Raw genomic sequence first — 18282 nt, 5'->3', positions numbered from 1 at the left:
CTGCGCGTGGCTAACATCGTCCCTTTGTCCACTGAAGCCAGCATCCGCATGACCCGTGTCGCGACTGTCCTCTTGAGCGCCCGCGCGGCCCTGCAACGCGCCTTCGGCGTCACCGCCTGGCAGTCCATGCTCCTGTGGTCCATCGTGGCCGGACTACTGGGCGCGCTCGCCACCGAACTCTTCCGCGCGGCCTTCTACGGTCTGGATCTTCTGCTGCTCGGGCAGAGCGGCGGGCTGGTGAAGATCGCGCACAGCCTGCCCTGGTGGGCGCGCATCCTCACGCCCACCGCCGGCGGCCTCGTCGCTGGGCTGCTGCTGGTCTGGGCGCGTCGAGCGGCGGTGCAGAAGTCGACCTCCGATTACATGGAGGCCATCGTCCTGGGAGATGGGCGCATCCCGGCAAGACAAACCTTGACGCGCAGCGCGTCATCGCTGGTCAGCATCGCCAGCGGCGGATCGATTGGCCGTGAAGGATCGATGGTCCAGCTTGCCGCCCTGAGCGCGTCTCTCCTGGGCAGCGCCTTGCGGCTCCCGGTGGAGCGGTTGCGGCTGCTGGTCGCCTGCGGCGCTGCGGCGGGGCTCACGGCCGCCTACAGCGCGCCGATCGCCGGCGCTTTCTTCGTGGCCGAGATCGTCCTGGGCTCGATTGCCATGGAAAGCGTTGGCCCGATCATCATTGCATCGGTGGTTGCCAACATCACGATGCGGGCGCTGCCGGGCTATCAAGCTCCGTACGAAATGCCGCCCTTCCCCGTCGTCCATGGCGCGGAGGTGTTGCTCTTCGCGCTGCTGGGCGTGCTTCTCGGCTTTGCCTCCGTCGGCTTCCTGCGTTCGCTCGGCGCATCGCGTGCGCTCTTTGCGCGCCTGCCCATGGCGCTGCCCTGGCGGATGGCGCTGGGCGGCCTTGTCGTGGGGCTGATTTCGGTGCCATTGCCGGAGGCTTGGGGCAATGGCTACAGCGTGGTCAACGCGGTGCTGCACTCGCCTTGGCCCTGGGTCACGATCGCGCTGGTGCTGGCGGGCAAGACGATCGCAACCTTGGCGACGGCAGGCTCCGGCGCGGTCGGCGGCGTGTTCACACCGTCACTGTTTGTCGGCTGCATGATCGGCGCGCTTTTCGGCCAAGCCGCCCACGCGCTTTGGCCGCTTGCCACTTCGGCACCTTTTGCCTACGCGATCGTCGGCATGGGCGCGTTCCTGGCGGCGGCCAGCCAGGCTCCCCTGATGGCGATCCTGATGATCTTCGAGATGACGCTGAGCTACCAGGTGATGTTGCCGTTGATGGCCGCCAGCGTCATTGCGTACTTCGTGGCCCGCTCGGCCGAAGCCGGCTCCATGTACGAGATCACCGTGCATCGCCGCGAGCAGCACGACGAACAGCTTCGGCTGCGCGCCCTGTGCGCACGCGATCTGATCGAGCCTGCTGATACCGTCGTCAGCCCGGATGCGGACAGGGAAACGATGAGTCGTCTGTTTCTGCAATACCCGGTCAAGTATCTCTATGTCGTCGACGTGGAGCAGCGCTATCTCGGGGTCGTCCCCTTGTCGGCGCTGGGAGCGTTGCCCGAGAGCCAGGCGAACCGACAGCCACGCGCGGCAGACTTGCTGTCGGAGTCGATCCAGGCGATCACTGCGGACATGGGCCTGAGCGCTTCTCTCGAACGCTTTCTGCAGCACCGCGGCGAGCGGCTGCCGGTGATCGAGAGCGAGGAACGACCCGTGCTGCTCGGCGTGGTGACGAAGAGCGCGCTGCTGTCGACCTACGTGCGACTGAGCGGCTAGCCGCCAGGAGACCTTGGCCGGTCAGACCGACCACTTCTCCATCAGCTTCTCGGCGCCCATGGAGTCGTAGCCTTCGAAGGGCTGGTGAATCCAGGGATTCGTGTGCAGGAATTCGACCGAATAGTCGGGCGTGAAGGTCGACAGCGCCTTGGTCCAGAGCACGGCGCTTCGCAGTTCGGTGATGGGCTTGTAGCTGCTCTTGAGCATTTCAACCACGGCATGCAGCGTGTGGCCCGAATCCGCAAGGTCGTCGACCAGCAGCACCTTGCCGGCGATCTCGCCCTTGGGCGTCGTGATGTAGCGAGCAATGTCGAGATGGCCCTGGATGGTGCCGGCGTCCGCGCGATAGGAACTGGTCGACATGATCGCCAGCGGCTTGTCGAAGATGCGCGACAGCACATCACCAGGGCGCATGCCGCCGCGGGCCAGGCACAGGATGGTGTCGAACTGCCAGCCCGACTGGTACACCTTGATCGCGAGCTTCTCGATCAGGTTGTGATACTCGTCATAGCTCACGTAAAGGTGTTTGCCGTCTTCGGTCAACATGAAAATCGTCTCCTGCGGGTGGGTCAATCAGCCAGATAGGGATGGCGCATCATGATCGTGTGATCGCGATCGGGACTCGTCGACACCATGTGGATTGGCACGCCCGTGACCTGCTCGATGCGCTGCAAGTACAGCCGCGCGTTGATCGGCAGCTTGTCGTATTGCGTCACGCCCACCGTGCTTTCGCTCCAGCCTTCGAGCTTTTCATAGACCGGTGTGCAGCGTTCGATCTCGTCGGCGCCCATCGGCAGGATGTCCGTGTATTCGCCGTCCAGCTCATAGCCGGTGCACAGCTGCAATTCTTCCAGCCCGTCCAGCACATCGAGCTTGGTGATGCAGAGTCCGCTCAGGCCGTTGACCTGCGCCGAGCGCTTCAGCAGCGCCGCGTCGAACCAGCCGCAGCGACGGCTGCGTCCGGTGGTCACACCTCTTTCGGCCCCGACCGTGCTCAGGTGGTAGCCCACCGTGCCGGGCTTTTCCCAGTCGAGTTCGGTGGGGAACGGCCCACCGCCAACGCGCGTGCAATAGGCCTTGGTGATGCCGAGCACGTAGTGCAGCATGCCCGGCCCGACGCCCGAACCTGCGGCCGCGTTGCCCGCCACGCAGTTGCTCGAGGTGACGTAGGGATAGGTGCCGTGGTCGACGTCGAGCAGCGTGCCTTGCGCGCCTTCGAACAGCAGATTGGCCCCCGCCTTGTTCGCGTCGTTGAGTTCGCGCGACACGTCCGCCATCATCGGCTTGAGGAGTTCGGCATGGCGCATGGCTTCGTCATAGACCACGTCGAAGTCGATGGCGGAAGCACCGAGCACCTGGGTCAGCACATGGTTGTGCAGGTCAAGCAGAACGCGCAGCTTGGTGGCGAAACGATCAGGATGCTTCAGGTCCTGCACACGCAAGGCGCGACGGGCGATCTTGTCTTCATAGGCGGGGCCGATGCCCCGGCCGGTCGTGCCGATCTTCTCGATGCCGCCCTTCTCGCGATAGGCCTCGCGAGCGATGTCGAGGGCCGCGTGGAAGGGCAGGATGAGCGGACACGCTTCGCTGATACGAAGGCGCGAACGCACCTCGACGCCTGCCTTTTCAAGTCCTTCGATCTCTTCGAAGAGCTTGGCAGCCGAAAGCACCACGCCGTTGCCGATGTAGCACTTGACGCCTGGCCGCATGATGCCGCTCGGGATCAGGTGCAAGGCTGTCTTCACGCCATTGATCACCAGTGTGTGGCCCGCGTTGTGCCCGCCCTGGAATCGGACGACTCCCTGCGCGCTCTCGGTCAGCCAGTCGACCAACTTGCCTTTGCCTTCGTCGCCCCACTGGGTGCCGACGACGACCACGTTTCTTCCGGTGGTTACGCTCATGATGTTTCGCTTCAGAGGATTCAGATGGGTTGCACGCGCCATTGCCCGCCGTGCTCGACGAGCTCGCGGTCGCAATGGAATTCGTCGATCTCGCTGTCATGGCCAGGCAATACGCACACCACGGTTTCGCCTTTGCTGCGCAATTCGGCAATGGTTTTGTTGAGCACCTCGGCATCGCTCCAAGGCGCGCGAATTGCGGCACGCAAGGGCCTCGCCGGCAGCACCCCGACCAGTTCACGCACATCGAGGCTGAAGCCAACAGCCGGACGGTTGCGCCCGAAAACGGCGCCGACTTCGTCGTAACGGCCACCGCGCACCAGGGCGTCGCTGGCACCTTCGGTGTAGATGCCAAAGCGCATGCCGCTGTAGTAAGCGTAGCCGCGCAGATCCGCGAGGTCGAAGGTCACGCGCGCCCCTTCAGGCCCTTCAATGTGAGCGGCGAGTTGCTTCAGGTCGGACAAGGCCGCGCGCACGCCTGCGCTGTCGGGCAAAACCTTGGCGGCTTCGTCGAGAACTGCGGCATCGCCATACAACTGGACGAGCGCCAGGAGGCCTTCGCGCGCGGACGCTGGAAATGCGGCCGTGAGACTGCGCAGGGTGCTCGAATCCTTGGCGGCCAGCGCCGCATGCACGCGGGCGATGGCGGCAGCGTCGACCGACACACCAGCAAACAATGAACGAACGATGCGCGCGTCCGCCATGTCGACGATGACAGGCGCCTGCGCATGGCCCGCCAACCCGGCGGCGCACAGGCAGTCCAGCGCCAGGTGAAGGATTTCCGTATCGGCCTCGAGCCTTGCGTGGCCGTAGATTTCGGCGCCGAACTGAAGCGGCTCCCGAGTGGCGTGCGGGCGATCAGGGCGCGTGTGGAGGACGGGGCCGCAATAGCAAAGGCGTGTCACCCCGGCCCGATTGAGAAGGTGTGCATCGATGCGCGCCACCTGGGGCGTGGTGTCCGCGCGCAAACCCATGCTGCGGCCCGAGAGCTGGTCGACCAGCTTGAAGGTTTGAAGATCGAGCGCCTCCCCGGTACCGGAAAGCAGCGATTCGAGGTGTTCGAGCAACGGCGGCATGACCAACTCGTACCCGTAGCCACGGGCGGTATCGAGCAGTTCGCGTCGAAGTTCTTCGATGTGGCGGGCCTCGGAAGGCAGCACATCGGCAATGTGATCCGGAAGGACCCAGGCGGACATGGGGATCGGGGGCGTGGTTAAACCGGGATTCTACCGGCAGCGCGTCAGCCCAAAACCCAGAGCAGAAACAGGCCAAGGAGAATGCTGCAGAGCCCGAAGAAGCGCAGTTGCCCGTCTCGCAACTGCATCAACTGGCTGAAGCCACGCCGCCAGCCGCCTGGCGAAAGAAAGGGCAGCAACCCTTCGATCACCAGGACGAGCGCCAGCGCACTCCAGAACGTGTCAGTGTCCACGTGGAACCCAGATTTCGGTCAAGCGGGGCGCGCGTCTCAGCTACCGACGCGGTGCGCTCGAGGTCGATCCCGAACTCTGCATCGATCGGAAGAAATCGGAGGACGGATCCAGCACCATCACGTCGCTCTTCTTGTTGAAGCTTTGCTTGTAGGCATCGAGGCTTCGGTAGAACAACGCAAATTGCGGATCGCGCCCGAAGGCCTCGGCATACAGGCTTGCGGCACGGGCATCGCCCTCGCCCTTGATTTTCTGTGCGTCGCGATAGGCGTTTGCCACGATCACTTCGCGCTGACGATCGGCATCTGCGCGGATCTTCTCGCCCTCGGCAACGCCCGTGGAGCGCAGCTCGTTGGCGACACGCTTGCGCTCGGCTTCCATGCGGCGATAGACCGACTCGGTGATCGCCTCGACATAGTCCACGCGCGTGATCCGGACGTCGACGACGTCGACGCCCCATGGCTTGGCACCCTTCACCACCGCCAGGACCTCGCGCTGGACGTCAGCCATCAGGGCTTCGCGACGCACGGAAATCAGGTCGCGCACCGTGCGCTTGTTGATGTTTTCCTGGAACGCATTGCGCACGACCCGGTTGAGCTGCACCGCGCCGGCGTTCTCGTCGAGGCCGACGTTGCGGATGTATTCCGAAGGGTTGGTGATGCGCCAGCGTACGTACCAATCGATGACGACGCGCTGCTTCTCGGCCGTCAGCATGGGCTCGGGATCGATGCTCGACAAGGTCAGCAGGCGCTTGTCGATGTACGACACGTTCTGGAAAGGCGGCGGCAGCTTGAAATTCAAGCCCGGCTCGGTAATGACTTCCTTGATCTGCCCGAGGGCGTAGACCACACCGAATTGGCGCTGGTCAACGACAAAGAGTGTCGAGCTCGCCAGTGCAAGCACCACGAGGATCGTAGAGACGATGAATCCGATTCTGTTCATGGGTTCTGTCCTCAGCGCACGTCGCGGTCACGTGAGCGGCCATCGCGTGCACGGGCATCGCCTATGTTGGGCGCAACGGGAATGACCGACGACTGCGGCGGTGCCGTGCCTGCGACGTTGGGGCTCGCGGCATCAGACGGAGTGGCTGCGTTGTTCTGGGCGCTTTGCTGTACCAGCTTGTCCAGCGGAAGATAGAGCAGATTGGAGTTTTGCTTGGAGTCGATCAGCACCTTGGTCGTGCTGCTGTAGATCTGCTGCATCGCATCGGTATACATGCGGTCGCGCGTAACTTGCGGCGCCTTCTGGTATTCGGTCAGCACCGAGCTGAAGCGCTGCGCATCGCCCTGCGCCTGCGCAATGATCCGGGCCTTGTAGGCTTCGGATTCTTCCTTCAAGCGCGAGCCCGTACCGGTGGCGCGCGGCACCACGTCGTTCGCGTAAGCCTGCGCTTCGTTCTTGGTGCGCTCGCGTTCCTGTCCAGCCTTGAGGACGTCGTCGAAAGCGGCCTGCACTTGCTCAGGGGGTCGAACGCCGCCCTGCTGAAGATTGATGCCCACGATCTCGACCCCGACCTTGTAGCGGTCGAGAATGGTTTGCATCAGGGTACGCACGCGCGGTGCGATCTGGTCGCGTTCGTCGGCGAGTGCCGCATCCATGCGCATCTTGCCGACCACTTCGCGGACCGCGGTTTCGGCGACCTGCACCACAGTGTCGCTGGGCGACTTGCTTTCATACAGGAACGCCCGCGCATCGCTCAGGCGGTACTGCACGGCAAACTTGATCTCGACAATGTTTTCGTCTTCGGTCAGCATGGCCGACTCGCGAAGGCCCGTGGAACGCACGATGGTGTCTCGGCCCACATCCACGGAGCGGATCTGCGTGACCACCACCAGCTCGTGGCGCTGGATCGGATAAGGCAGGCGCCAGTTGAAGCCCGCCCCGACGGTCGTCTTGTATCGACCGAATTGCGTGATCACTGCCTGCTGGCCTTCATTGACGATGAAGAAGCCAGTGCCCAGCCAGATCAGGACAGCGACCGCGGCTACGAGGCCGATGCCGAAGCCCGCGTTCTTCATGTCGGGCTTGAGGCCACCGCCGTTGCCGCCGCCAGGGCGGTTGTCGCCACCGCGCCCGCCGCCGAACAGACCGCCCAGCTTGCGATTGAAGTCACGCCAGAGTTCGTCGAGGTCCGGTGGTCCTTGGTTGGGACCTTGGCCGCGCGGACGGTTGTTGTTGTTTCCCGGGGGTGGCGAGGGAGGCTCGCCGTCCGGCCGGTTACCGGAGGGTCGATCACCGTTTGACGAGGAATCGTCGCCCCGGCCCCATCGGCCGTCGTTCAGGTTGAACATGCCGGAAAACCGTCTCCACACTGGCTTTGCATTCATTCGGTTCTGTTCTTTAGTCAGTGAAGGTGATTGTGCCCAATTCAATTCGCGGCATTGTGCAATTCGGCGGCGGTGTCTGGGGTCATGCCCTCATCGGGCGGACCGGATCTGCGTGCCAGCTCGGCTCGCAATGCAGGGATGCCCTCCCCCGTGTGGGCGCTCACGAAAATGCGGGGCACTTGGACCCCGTCGACGTTCATCTCATCGCACATCTGCAGGGGTCGTTGGCCGGTTTCAAGAGCATCCAGCTTGTTGAAGACCAAAAGCTGAGGCACCGTGTCGGCGCCGATCTCCTTGAGCACGGTCTGCACTTCGGCCATCTGCTCAGGGTGGTTGGGATTGGAGACGTCGACGACGTGGAGCAGCAGATCGGCGTCGACGGCCTCCTGCAGCGTGGCCTTGAAGGCATCGACCAGGCCGTGCGGGAGTTCGCGGATGAAGCCGACGGTGTCGGACAGCGAGACCTTGCGCCTCGCATCGCCCAGGTAAAGCTGGCGAGTGGTCGTGTCGAGCGTCGCGAACAACTGGTCGGCCGCATAGGCTCGCGCCTTGACCAGTGCATTGAACAATGAGGACTTGCCGGCATTCGTGTAGCCGACCAGAGAAATGTTGAATGTGTCGCGGCGCTCGCGCTGGCGCCGCTGGGTGCCGCGCTGGCGCTGCACCTTGCCGAGCCGCTCGCGCGTGCGCTTGATCGCCTCGCCGATCATTCGGCGGTCCAACTCGATCTGCGTTTCGCCTGGGCCGCCGCGCGTTCCGATGCCGCCGCGCTGACGCTCAAGGTGCGACCAGCGGCGCACCAGCCGAGTGCTCAGGTACTGCAGCCTGGCAAGCTCGACCTGCAGCTTGCCTTCATGCGATCGGGCGCGCTGGGCGAAGATTTCCAGTATGAGAAAGGTGCGGTCATAGACCGCTACACCGAGTTGACGCTCGAGGTTGCGCTGCTGCGCCGGGCTCAACGCCTGGTCGAAGATGACTTCGCTGGCGCGATGCAGTTCGGCGAGTTCTCGGATTTCGTCGGCCTTGCCGCTTCCCACAAAAAGGGCGGCATCAGGCGCCTTGCGTTTGCACACGAGACGCGCGACGGGTTCGAGTCCGGCGGTTTGTGCAAGGAGGCCGAGTTCCTCGAGTTCGCCGTCGAAATGGGGCAGGCCAAAATCCACGCCGACAAGAACGACGGCGCCTTCCTTGCGGGGAATGGGTTCAGACAATCGGTATCACATTGGGAAAAGCGCGGTGGACGAACCACCGCGCTCCGTGCCGTTCAGGCGGCTGCGTCTTCGTTCTCGGCAGCCGAGAAGTTGACGGCCCGCCCAGGCACGATGGTGGAGATGGCATGCTTGTAGACCATCTGGGTCACCGTATTGCGAAGCAACACGACGTACTGGTCGAACGACTCGATCTGACCTTGCAGCTTGATGCCGTTGACCAGATAGATCGAAACCGGCACGTGCTCACGACGCAAGGTGTTCAGAAATGGGTCTTGTAAAAGTTGCCCTTTATTGCTCACGATATTCTCCGTGTTCAAGAGTTGTTGTTGAGCCGGTCACCTTAACACAGCGATTCTGCGCTGCAGCAAAAAACGCCAATGGCCTTGGAAAAATAACGATTCTCAAAGACCGGAACGGCGTGATCAATTGTCCTTGTCCACGTATGGATTGTGCGAGGTCTTGAGCTCGATACGCAAGGGCGTGCCGACCAAATCGAACTCCTTGCGAAATCGTCCTTCGAGAAAGCGCTTGTACGCATCGGTGACGTGCTCCAGCGAATTGCCGTGGATCACGATCACCGGCGGATTCATCCCACCCTGGTGGGCGTAGCGCATCTTGGGTCGATACATCCCGGATCGCTTGGGCGCCTGGAATTGCACGGCTTCGAGCAGCAGGCGCGTAAGGACAGGCGTCGACATCTTCCGTGTTGCCGACTTGTGAGCCTGCACGATCGATTGCCACAGCGGCCCAAGCCCCTGGCGCTTGGCGGCTGAGATGAAATGCAATGAAGCGAACTTCAGGAAGGGCAGGCGCGTTTCGATCTGCCGCTGCAATTGCTCCCGCTGGTAGCTGTCCACCGCGTCCCACTTGTTGACCCCGATCACCACCGCACGGCCGCTCTCGAGGATGTAGCCTGCGATGTGGGCGTCCTGGTCGGTGATGCCCTGCGTCGCGTCCAGCAACAGCAGCACCACGTTGGCCGATTCGATGGCCTGCAGCGTCTTGACGACCGAGAATTTCTCGATGGCTTCGAACACCTTGCCCTTGCGGCGCAGCCCGGCCGTATCGATGAGCTCGAAGCGCTGGCCGTTGCGCTCGAAGGGAACCACGATGGCATCACGCGTAGTTCCGGGCAGGTCGAAGGCGACCAGCCGCTCCTCGCCGAGCCAGGTGTTGATCAGTGTCGATTTGCCGACGTTGGGACGGCCTGCGACTGCGAGCTTGATCGGCTTGTTGACGTCGTCTTCCCCGTCGTCCTCCGGCTCCGGCAGTTGGAGCGGTTCGAGTGCCAACTCGACGAGGCCACGAATTCCCTGTCCGTGGGCCGCGGAGATGCCGTATACCTCGCCGAACCCGAGTTCGTAGAAGTCGACCAGCTTCGTGCCGTCGTGCATGCCTTCGGCCTTGTTGGCGACCAGCACACAAGGCTTCCCGAGGCGCCGCAATTCGTTGGCGATGTCGTGATCCTGGGCCGACAAACCTTCGCGCGCGTCGACGACGAAAATGACCACATCGGCCTCGGCAACGGCCTGCCGGGTCTGCTTGGCCATTTCCTTGAAGATGCCGCTGCCCGCGTCGGGTTCGAAACCACCGGTGTCAATCACGATGAACTCATGCTTGCCTTGGCGGCCGTTGCCGTAATGGCGATCGCGCGTGAGCCCGGCGAAGTCGGCGACGATGGCGTCGCGCGTCTGCGTCAACCGATTGAACAAGGTCGACTTGCCCACGTTGGGACGCCCGACCAGCGCAATGACCGGCTTCATCGAAGGCGTCCTTCCATCACGTTATTCCGGCCGGTAGCCGAACACGCCGCCATTGCGGGTGACGACCACGACCGTGTTGCCGGCCAGGACCGGCGTTGCGACGATGGCGGATCCATCGGGCGTGACGCGGTTCAGTGCGGAGCCGTCGTCGCGCGACAGGAAGTGCAGCAGTCCTGCGGTGTCGCCGATGATCAGCGACCGGCCCACGGCGAGCGGTGCCGTCAGGGTGCGGTACTTGAACAGGTCGGCTTGCTGCCAGGCGCGCTCGCCATCGGAGCGGCGCCAAGCGATCACGGCGCCGTTTTCTTCGGTGCCATAGACGAAGCGATCGTCTCCGCCTACGCCATCATTGCCAGCCGCGGGCTTGCTCCAGACCAGCGAACCGCGGGTCGTATCGACACAGCCAACGGTGGCCGAATACGCACGGGCGCAGACACTGTCGCCCACCCTGCTCACGCTGCCGGTCAAATCGACGAGGCGTTCCACATCATTGGTGCCGCGCGGGGCTGCGATCGGCGCCTCCCAGCGCGACGTTCCATTGGCGGGATTCATGCCGACGAGCCGCCCGCCGACGCCGACGACCAGCGTGTCACCCACGGCCAGCATGACGCCGGAGCGCTTCAGCACGAGGTTTTCGGCAGTGCGCTGCTGGGACCAGAGGCGACGGCCGCTTTGGCCGTCCCAGGCACTGGTGGTGCGGTCGGCTGTCTGCACGAACACCCGGCGGCCAGCGACCAGCGGCGCCGTGAAGGACTGCGCCGTCAGGCGCTGCTTCCACAGGACCTTGCCGCTCTGAAGCGCGACGAGTTCGCTGTTGGCCGTCACCACGGCGGCCACGGAACCATCAGTGCCGACGCCAGCCAGCAGAGGCTCGCCGACGCTCGCGCGCCAGACCTCGCGCCCAGCTCGTGCATCGATCATGGCGACCGTGCCGTCACTCGCAGCGACAGCGACAAGATCGCCGCTCACAGCCACCGACAACGGGAACTCGACGGCCGGGATCTTGACGTTCCACGCCTGGCGAACACTCATCAGCCCAGGATTGGCGCCCAGTTCGGCGGGCTTCGGCCTCGATGTGCCGGAGCACGCCGCCAATGCGGCAATCAGAACCACGGCAGCCCCGGTGCGCAGGGTGGGCGCTGAAGGCAGGAAACGCTTGAAATTCATGGTGTGGTCTTCGCAGGGGATGCAGCGCTGGCGGTGGAAGCCAGGCTCTTCGGGTCGACGCCGACAGCGTTGAGCTTGATCTCGACGAGGCGGCGGTACTCGGTGCGCGGATCAAAAGCCGTCCAGGCTTTCTGGTACTCGGCCTTGGCTTCATCGCGTTTGCCTTGAGCGAGATAGATATCGCCCTTGCGGTCCGCGACCAGCGCTTCGAACTGCTTCGGGAAATCGCCGGAGAGCTGCTTGAGGGCTTCGTCATAGGACTTTGCGTCAAGCAACTCGGCAGCAAGCCGCAGTCTGGCGACCGCCTGGTAACCGGGGTCGACTGCATGTTCGGCCACCCAGCCCAGCGCGGAGCGCGATGCATCGGCGTTGCCCTTTTCGTAGAGCGCCCTCGCAGCCAGCAAGCCAGCCTGTTGGGCGTACGCGGTGCCGGAAAACTTGTCCTTCATGTCGGCCAAGGTGCGTTCGATGCGGGCAGTGTCGCCCGCCTGCGCGCTGCGTTCGACCTCGTCATAGAGCGCGGACGCCTGGGCGGCCTTGTTGCGCTGGAAGTACTGCCAGCCGTTCCATGCCACGAAGGCACCGGCCGCGAGAAGCACGACCCAGGTGATCAAGGTGCCATAGGTGTTCCAGAAATGCTTGAGCTGGTCGAGCTGTTCCTGTTCTTCGAGATCGAGATGGGTGGCCATGCGCTGTCAGTTGTTGGGAGCGGAGGATTGTAGGGTGGCGGCCCAAGCGGCCGGATCGGTCAAAGAGCGGGTCGACTGGGCACCGGTCCCGTCGCGCAGCGCCTTCACGGTGACCTCGCCACGGGCGAGTTCGTCGGCTCCGAAGATCAGGGCGAACGTGGCACCGCTGGCATCGGCCTTCTTGAACTGGGACTTGAAGCTCCCCAGCCCATCTGCGGTGGCCGCATGCATCTGGGCACGCACGCCTGCGTCACGCAACTGTTGCAGCGTGCGCAGGGCGATCGGCATTGCCGCGGCATCGGAAACCACGGCATAGACGTCGGGCACGGAAGCCGGGATAGGCGTGCCCTGCTCCTTCATGAGGTCGAGCACTCGCTCCACGCCAATGGCCCAACCGACAGCGGGCGCAGGCTTGCCGCCGATCTGCACGATCAGGTCGTCATAGCGGCCGCCGGCACACACGGTGCCCTGAGAGCCCAGCCGATCGGTCACGAACTCGAACACGCTCAGGTTGTAGTAGTCGAGCCCGCGCACCAGGCGGGGATTGATGGTGTAGGCGACGCCGTTGGCATCGAGGATGGCCCTGAGTCCATCGAAGTGCGCGAGCGATTCGGCGCCAAGAAAGTCAATCAGCTTCGGAGCCGATTCGACGACGGCTTTCATGGTGGGGTTCTTGGTATCGAGGATGCGCAGCGGATTGCTGTGCAGACGGCGCTTGGCGTCTTCGTCCAATTGGTCGGCGTGCTTTTCGAAGTGCGCGATCAACTCGGCCCTGTGCAGCGCGCGCTCGGAGGGCTGCCCCAAGCTGTTGAGTTCAAGGCGGACGTCCGTCAGGCCGATGACTTTCCATAGCGCATTCGCGAGGAGGATGAGTTCGGCATCAACATCGGGGCCGGCAAATCCGAGCGCCTCTGCGCCGATCTGGTGAAACTGCCGAAAACGGCCGCGCTGCGGCTTCTCGCGACGAAACATCGGGCCGATGTACCAGAGGCGCTTGCCGCCGTCATACAGCATGTTGTGCTCGATCACGGCGCGCACCACGCCGGCCGTGTTCTCGGGCCGGAGCGTCAGGTGATCGTTGTCGCCATACTTGTCCGAGCGGTCGTGAAAGGAGTACATCTCCTTCTCGACAATATCGGTCACCTCACCAATGCCCCGCACGAACAGCGCCGTGTGTTCGAGGACCGGCGTGCGGATGTTGCGATAGGCATAGCGCCCCATCAGTTCGCGGACCGTGGATTCGAGCCACTCCCAGCGCGCCGATTCGGGCGGCAATATGTCGTTCATGCCTTTGACGGCATTGAGTTTTTCAGCCATGGATGAGATCAGGCGAGTTGCGCAGCATCGGCGCTGCCAAAACGCTTTTCAATGTATTTTTCGACCAGTTGATGGAACTCGTTGGCGATGTTGTCGCCGCGCAGCGTGAGCGCCTTTTCGCCGTCGATGAAGACGGGGGCAGCAGGGGCTTCGCCGGTGCCGGGCAGACTGATGCCGATGTCGGCATGCTTGCTTTCGCCTGGGCCATTGACGATGCATCCCATCACCGCGACCTTCATGGTCTCGACGCCGGGATACTTCGTGCGCCACACCGGCATCTGCATGCGCAGATAGTCGTCGATTTGCTTGGCGAGTTCCTGGAACGTGGTGCTGGTGGTTCGGCCGCAGCCTGGGCACGCTGTGACGCTCGGGACGAAAACCCGCAGCCCCAGTGCCTGCAGGATCTCGTTGGCGATGACCACTTCCTGGGTACGCGATTCACCGGGCTGGGGCGTGAGAGAAACGCGGATGGTGTCGCCGATGCCTTCCTGCAGCAGGATTGAAAGCGCGGTGGCCGAAGCGACGGTGCCTTTCGTTCCCATGCCGGCTTCGGTCAAGCCCAGGTGCAAGGCATAGTCGCATCGCTTCGCGAGTTCGCGGTAGACCGAGATCAGGTCCTGCACGCCGCTGACCTTGCAGCTGAGGATGATCTGGCGCCCGTCCATCCCCATCGATTCGGCGAGCCGCGCGGATTCGATGGCAGACGTCACGAGCGCTTCGTACATGACCAGCTTCGCGTCCCATGGCTCGGCGCGCTGGCTGTTGATGTCCATGAGGCTGGCGAGCAGTTCCTGGTCGAGACTGCCCCAGTTGACGCCGATGCGAACCGGCTTGTTCCACCGCATCGCCGCATCGATCATCTGGCCGAACTGACGGTCGTGCTTGTCGCCCTTGCCGACGTTGCCGGGATTGATGCGGTACTTGCTGAGCGCTTCGGCGCAGGCCGGGTAATCAGTCAACAAGCGGTGGCCGTTGTAATGGAAGTCGCCGATGAGCGGAACATCGACGCCCATGCGATCGAGCTGCTCACGGATGTACGGCACCTGCGCGGCGGCCTCGGGCGTATTGACGGTGATCCGGACCATCTCGGAGCCGGCGAGCGCCAGTTCCTTGACCTGGATGGCGGTGCCGATCGCGTCGACCGTGTCGGTGTTCGTCATCGACTGGACACGCACCGGCGCATCACCGCCAACGGTGACCGTGCGAGCCCCCCAGGTCACGCTGGCTTGACGGGAGCGCCTTGCCTTGGGCGCGGCGGGTTCGATCGGCAGGCAGCCGATGGTGCTGAGGGCTTCAGTCATGATGTGTCGCTCAAGGTTTGACGTCGAAGCGTGCCACACCTCCGGAACGCGTGAGCGGCGCAAGGTCGAAAGGTTTGCCGCGCACTTGAACCTGCAGGCCGGCTGCGCGCCCCACCACCACGGTCAGTGGCAACTTGCCGTTCAATCCGACCGTTTCGCCGGCCTTGACCGTGCGATGTAGCAATTGCTTGCCGCCAGCTTCGGTCACGCTGACCCAGGTGTCGTCGCGCGCGACGAAGACGATCAGGTCATTGCTCGGGACGGCAGCCGCGGGAGCGGGCTCCTCCACCACCGCGGGTTCGGCGGGAGGTTGGACGACCATCGCCGTCGGCGGGGGGGCGGCTTCGTTCACCGCGCCTGGCGCGGCGGGCTCCGCCTTGGGCGCCACGGCGGCCTGTTCGGTCGCCGTGTCGCGTGTCGTCCAGCGGGAAATCGATGCGCCGAGTTCGTCGAAAAGCGACTGCGGAAGCCAGAACAGAACCGCGGCACCAATCAACAGCAATACAACCACCGTCAACAAGGCGCGAGACGGCAGTCCCCCGGCACCGCCACCCGAACGCGGTGACGAAGAACGCAGGCTTTTGCTGATGACGCGGTCCGCGTCGGCCAGCCCGGGGCGTTGTGCGCCTGGAAGCTTTGCCAGCACCGGGGCGGGATCGATGCGCAACGCCCGGCAGACGCTGGCCGCAAGAGCACGGGCGAACACCGGATCGGGCAACGACTCGATGTCGTCGGCTTCGAGCGCGACCAGCTTTTGCGGCGACACCTTCAGGGCAGCGGCGACCATGTCGATATGCAGGCCGTGCGCTTCCCTTGCTTCGCGCAGCATGTCCCCGGCAGTCATGTGCGTACTGTCGCCACCCACCAGGGGCACCGCCGCGGATGCCCCGAACTCGCTCGCACGCTCAATCATTGAAATTCCCGCGGTCGTATGCCGACGCTTCCTTGGAGTCAGGGAAACGACGCTGCAATTGCCCGCCCAACTGAGTGCTCGCCTCGCGGTTGTTCAGTTGGCGTTCGATCTTGATGCCCAGCCACAGCGTCTCGGCGCTGGCCGCTGGACTGTTGTTGACGCGTCGGATGTAGAACTGCGCCCTCGACCATTCGCCGCGCCCCGCCAGAAGTGCTGCCAGGTTGTAGGCAACCACAGGGTTGCCGGCTTCGAGTTCGTAAGCCTGCGTCAGGCTGCGCTCTGCTTCGGCCTTCTGGCCGGCCCTGAGCTGGCACAGGCCCTGGGTCATGAGCGTCTTGGGGCGTTCGGTATAGGACGGGACGGACAAGGCCGCCGTGAACTGCTGCTGGGCGTCGGCATAGCGGTTCTGCTGGCAAAGCAGCCACCCGTAGTTGTGAAGCACGTTCGGATCTCGCGGATCCAAGGCAATGGCACGGCGGAAGCTGTCCTCCGCGCCGGCCGGATCATCGAGCCGCATGTAAATCAGGCCGCGGAGGTTGTAGGCGTCGGCAAAGGTGGGGTCCGCCGCGACCGCCTGTTTGATTTCGTCCAGAGCGACCGTCGTCTGCCCTTGCTGGTAATACCCGATCGCGAGTTCGACGCGCAATTTGGCGCGCTTGCGGGCGTTGGTTTCGTCGGACTCCGTCACGATGGCTGCAGCATTGGCCGTGGAATTCGATGGCAAGCTCGCGTTCTTGGTGCTTACGCAGGATGCCAGCACGAAGACGGCGGCGAGGCCCAGGAGCGCTCGCATTGCTCGTCCGTGCAGTGTCGGAAAGGCCTTGCTCATCGGGTCATTGCTCCTCGGCTTTGGATTTGGATGCTCCGGCCCGGGCCGGATGCAAGATGACCGTGCGCCGCTGCGCCATGCGCTCCGCGGCATGGGTGCGGTCCTTCACGTCGCCGGCCAGTTGGCCGCAGGCGGCGTCGATGTCATCACCACGGGTCTTCCGCACCGTGGTCACGATGCCGGCTTCGCTGAGGATCTTCGCGAAAGTCAGCACACGGGGCTGCGGCGAACGCAGCAACCCGGACGCGGGAAAAGGATTGAAAGGAATCAGGTTGAACTTGCATGAAACGCCCTGCGACCGCACAACCTCAATCAGTTGACGGGCATGCTCAGGCTGGTCGTTCACGCCATCGAGCATGCAGTATTCGAAGGTAATGAAATCTCGCGGCGCATGCGCCAGATAGCGCTTGCAGGCGTCCAGCAGTTCGGCGATGGGGTACTTTCGGTTGAGCGGCACCAAGTCATTGCGCAACGGATCATTCGGCGCGTGCAGCGATACGGCGAGGGCAACGGGACAATCCGCCCCCAGGCGGTCGATCATCGGCACCACGCCCGAAGTCGAAACCGTGACACGCCGGCGCGAGAGGCCATAGCCGTTGTCGTCGAGCATGGTGCGCAAGGACGGCACCAGCGCAGAGTAGTTCTGCAGGGGTTCGCCCATACCCATCATCACGACATTCGAGATGACTCGCTCGCCGCGCACGAGATGCTTTCGCAGGAAATGCTCAGCAAACCACAATTGGGCAACGATCTCGCCGGTCGTGAGGTTGCGGCTGAAGCCCTGATGGCCCGTCGAACAAAAGCGACAGCCTACGGCGCAGCCAGCCTGCGACGAAACGCACAGCGTTCCCCGATCGTCCTCGGGAATGAACACGGCCTCGACCGCATTGCCGTCGCCGACATCGAAGAGCCACTTGATGGTCCCGTCGGTTGATTCATGCTGCGTGATCACCGGGAGCGCCTCGACGCGTGCGGTGGTCGCGAGTTTTTCGCGCAGCGTCTTGGCGAGGTCGGTCATTTGCGCGAAGTCGCTGGCGCCCCGTTGGTGGATCCAACGGAACAGCTGCGTCGCGCGGAAGCGCTTTTCACCCAGCCGTTCGCAAAACGCGGCCAACCGCTCCAGATCGAAGTCGAGCAGATTGGCCGTAGTCATTGCGTCGGGGCGTGGGGCGACCTTCAGCGCGCGTAGACGTTGAGGCCGGCGAAGAAGAAGGCGACTTCGTTCTTGGCTGTTTCAGGAGCGTCCGAGCCATGCACGGCGTTGGCGTCGATGCTGTCGGCGAAGTCGGCGCGAATGGTGCCGGCGGCTGCCTTCTTGGGGTCCGTGGCACCCATCAGGTCGCGGTTCTTGGCGATGGCGTCTTCGCCTTCGAGCACTTGAACGAATACCGGGCCCGAGATCATGAATTCGACGAGGTCCTTGAAGAAGGGGCGCTCCTTGTGGACAGCGTAGAACTGCTCAGCTTCGCTGCGCGACAGGTGCACGAGCTTGGCGGCCACGATCTTGAGGCCGGCGGCCTCGAAGCGGGAAACGATCTTGCCGATGACGTTCTTTGCAACGGCGTCGGGCTTGATGATGGAGAGGGTGCGTTCGATGGCCATTGAAGTGCTTTCCTGAGTGCTTGAATTTGAATGGAATTCATCAGTGCCGAAATGCT

Annotated in this window: 18 protein-coding genes; 1 reads left to right on the top strand and 17 read right to left on the bottom strand. The window is 63.6% G+C overall.

Annotation, left to right across the window (positions count from 1 at the left end):
* Positions 1-48: 48 nt before the first annotated feature.
* Positions 49-1782, top strand: a complete 1734-nt coding sequence (locus AC1DMA_RS13095; RefSeq protein ID WP_478144439.1) for a ClcB-like voltage-gated chloride channel protein — start codon at positions 49-51, stop codon at positions 1780-1782.
* A 21-nt stretch (positions 1783-1803) separates the two neighbouring features.
* On the opposite strand, the gene AC1DMA_RS13090 is transcribed toward AC1DMA_RS13095, so the two are convergent.
* The 17 genes from AC1DMA_RS13090 to ndk form a co-directional block, all read right to left on the bottom strand.
* On the bottom strand, positions 1804-2328 hold the full coding sequence (locus AC1DMA_RS13090) for a phosphoribosyltransferase (protein ID WP_478123744.1): 525 nt from the start codon (positions 2326-2328) through the stop codon (positions 1804-1806).
* Positions 2329-2351: 23 nt separating this feature from the next.
* A complete protein-coding gene (locus tag AC1DMA_RS13085) occupies positions 2352-3683 on the bottom strand; it encodes an adenylosuccinate synthase (protein ID WP_478123745.1) in 1332 nt (443 codons plus the stop codon).
* A gap of 20 nt (positions 3684-3703) precedes the next feature.
* Positions 3704-4876, bottom strand: coding sequence for an ATP phosphoribosyltransferase regulatory subunit (locus tag AC1DMA_RS13080; RefSeq protein ID WP_478123746.1), 1173 nt, complete (start codon positions 4874-4876; stop codon positions 3704-3706).
* 44 nt (positions 4877-4920) lie between these two features.
* Positions 4921-5109: a DUF2065 domain-containing protein gene (locus tag AC1DMA_RS13075; protein WP_478123747.1), complete on the bottom strand. Its 189-nt coding sequence runs from the start codon at positions 5107-5109 to the stop codon at positions 4921-4923.
* A gap of 40 nt (positions 5110-5149) precedes the next feature.
* Complete coding sequence (hflC, locus tag AC1DMA_RS13070) at positions 5150-6049, bottom strand: protease modulator HflC (RefSeq protein WP_478123748.1); 900 nt, start codon at positions 6047-6049, stop codon at positions 5150-5152.
* 11 nt (positions 6050-6060) lie between these two features.
* Positions 6061-7398 carry an FtsH protease activity modulator HflK gene (gene hflK / locus AC1DMA_RS13065; RefSeq protein ID WP_478123749.1) on the bottom strand — a complete coding sequence of 446 codons (1338 nt, stop codon included), beginning with the start codon at positions 7396-7398 and terminating at the stop codon, positions 6061-6063.
* Between the two features lie 77 nt (positions 7399-7475).
* On the bottom strand, positions 7476-8645 hold the full coding sequence (gene hflX, locus AC1DMA_RS13060) for a GTPase HflX (RefSeq protein ID WP_478144438.1): 1170 nt from the start codon (positions 8643-8645) through the stop codon (positions 7476-7478).
* 53 nt (positions 8646-8698) lie between these two features.
* On the bottom strand, positions 8699-8944 hold the full coding sequence (gene hfq, locus AC1DMA_RS13055; RefSeq protein WP_055796495.1) for an RNA chaperone Hfq: 246 nt from the start codon (positions 8942-8944) through the stop codon (positions 8699-8701).
* A 123-nt stretch (positions 8945-9067) separates the two neighbouring features.
* A complete protein-coding gene (gene der / locus AC1DMA_RS13050; RefSeq protein ID WP_478123751.1) occupies positions 9068-10408 on the bottom strand; it encodes a ribosome biogenesis GTPase Der in 1341 nt (446 codons plus the stop codon).
* Positions 10409-10429: 21 nt separating this feature from the next.
* A complete protein-coding gene (gene bamB / locus AC1DMA_RS13045) occupies positions 10430-11575 on the bottom strand; it encodes an outer membrane protein assembly factor BamB (protein ID WP_478144437.1) in 1146 nt (381 codons plus the stop codon).
* Positions 11572-12264, bottom strand: coding sequence for a YfgM family protein (locus AC1DMA_RS13040; RefSeq protein WP_478123753.1), 693 nt, complete (start codon positions 12262-12264; stop codon positions 11572-11574). Before AC1DMA_RS13040 ends, bamB begins: the two co-directional genes overlap by 4 nt.
* A 6-nt stretch (positions 12265-12270) precedes the next feature.
* A complete protein-coding gene (gene hisS / locus AC1DMA_RS13035) occupies positions 12271-13581 on the bottom strand; it encodes a histidine--tRNA ligase (RefSeq protein WP_478123754.1) in 1311 nt (436 codons plus the stop codon).
* Positions 13582-13589: 8 nt separating this feature from the next.
* Entirely contained in the window at positions 13590-14882 is a 1293-nt protein-coding gene (gene ispG / locus AC1DMA_RS13030; protein ID WP_478144436.1) for a flavodoxin-dependent (E)-4-hydroxy-3-methylbut-2-enyl-diphosphate synthase, read from the bottom strand.
* Between the two features lie 10 nt (positions 14883-14892).
* Positions 14893-15795: a helix-turn-helix domain-containing protein gene (locus AC1DMA_RS13025; RefSeq protein WP_478123756.1), complete on the bottom strand. Its 903-nt coding sequence runs from the start codon at positions 15793-15795 to the stop codon at positions 14893-14895.
* A complete protein-coding gene (pilW, locus tag AC1DMA_RS13020; RefSeq protein ID WP_478123757.1) occupies positions 15788-16624 on the bottom strand; it encodes a type IV pilus biogenesis/stability protein PilW in 837 nt (278 codons plus the stop codon). Before pilW ends, AC1DMA_RS13025 begins: the two co-directional genes overlap by 8 nt.
* Positions 16625-16628: 4 nt before the next feature.
* Complete coding sequence (rlmN, locus tag AC1DMA_RS13015) at positions 16629-17777, bottom strand: dual-specificity RNA methyltransferase RlmN (protein WP_478144435.1); 1149 nt, start codon at positions 17775-17777, stop codon at positions 16629-16631.
* 23 nt (positions 17778-17800) lie between these two features.
* Positions 17801-18226 carry a nucleoside-diphosphate kinase gene (gene ndk / locus AC1DMA_RS13010; protein ID WP_286568383.1) on the bottom strand — a complete coding sequence of 142 codons (426 nt, stop codon included), beginning with the start codon at positions 18224-18226 and terminating at the stop codon, positions 17801-17803.
* Positions 18227-18282: the final 56 nt, after the last annotated feature.

The organism is Variovorax sp. 05N34 (assembly GCF_056397405.1).
The sequence above is the reverse complement of the archived record's forward strand: the minus strand, read 5'-3'. Positions and strand labels throughout refer to the sequence as shown.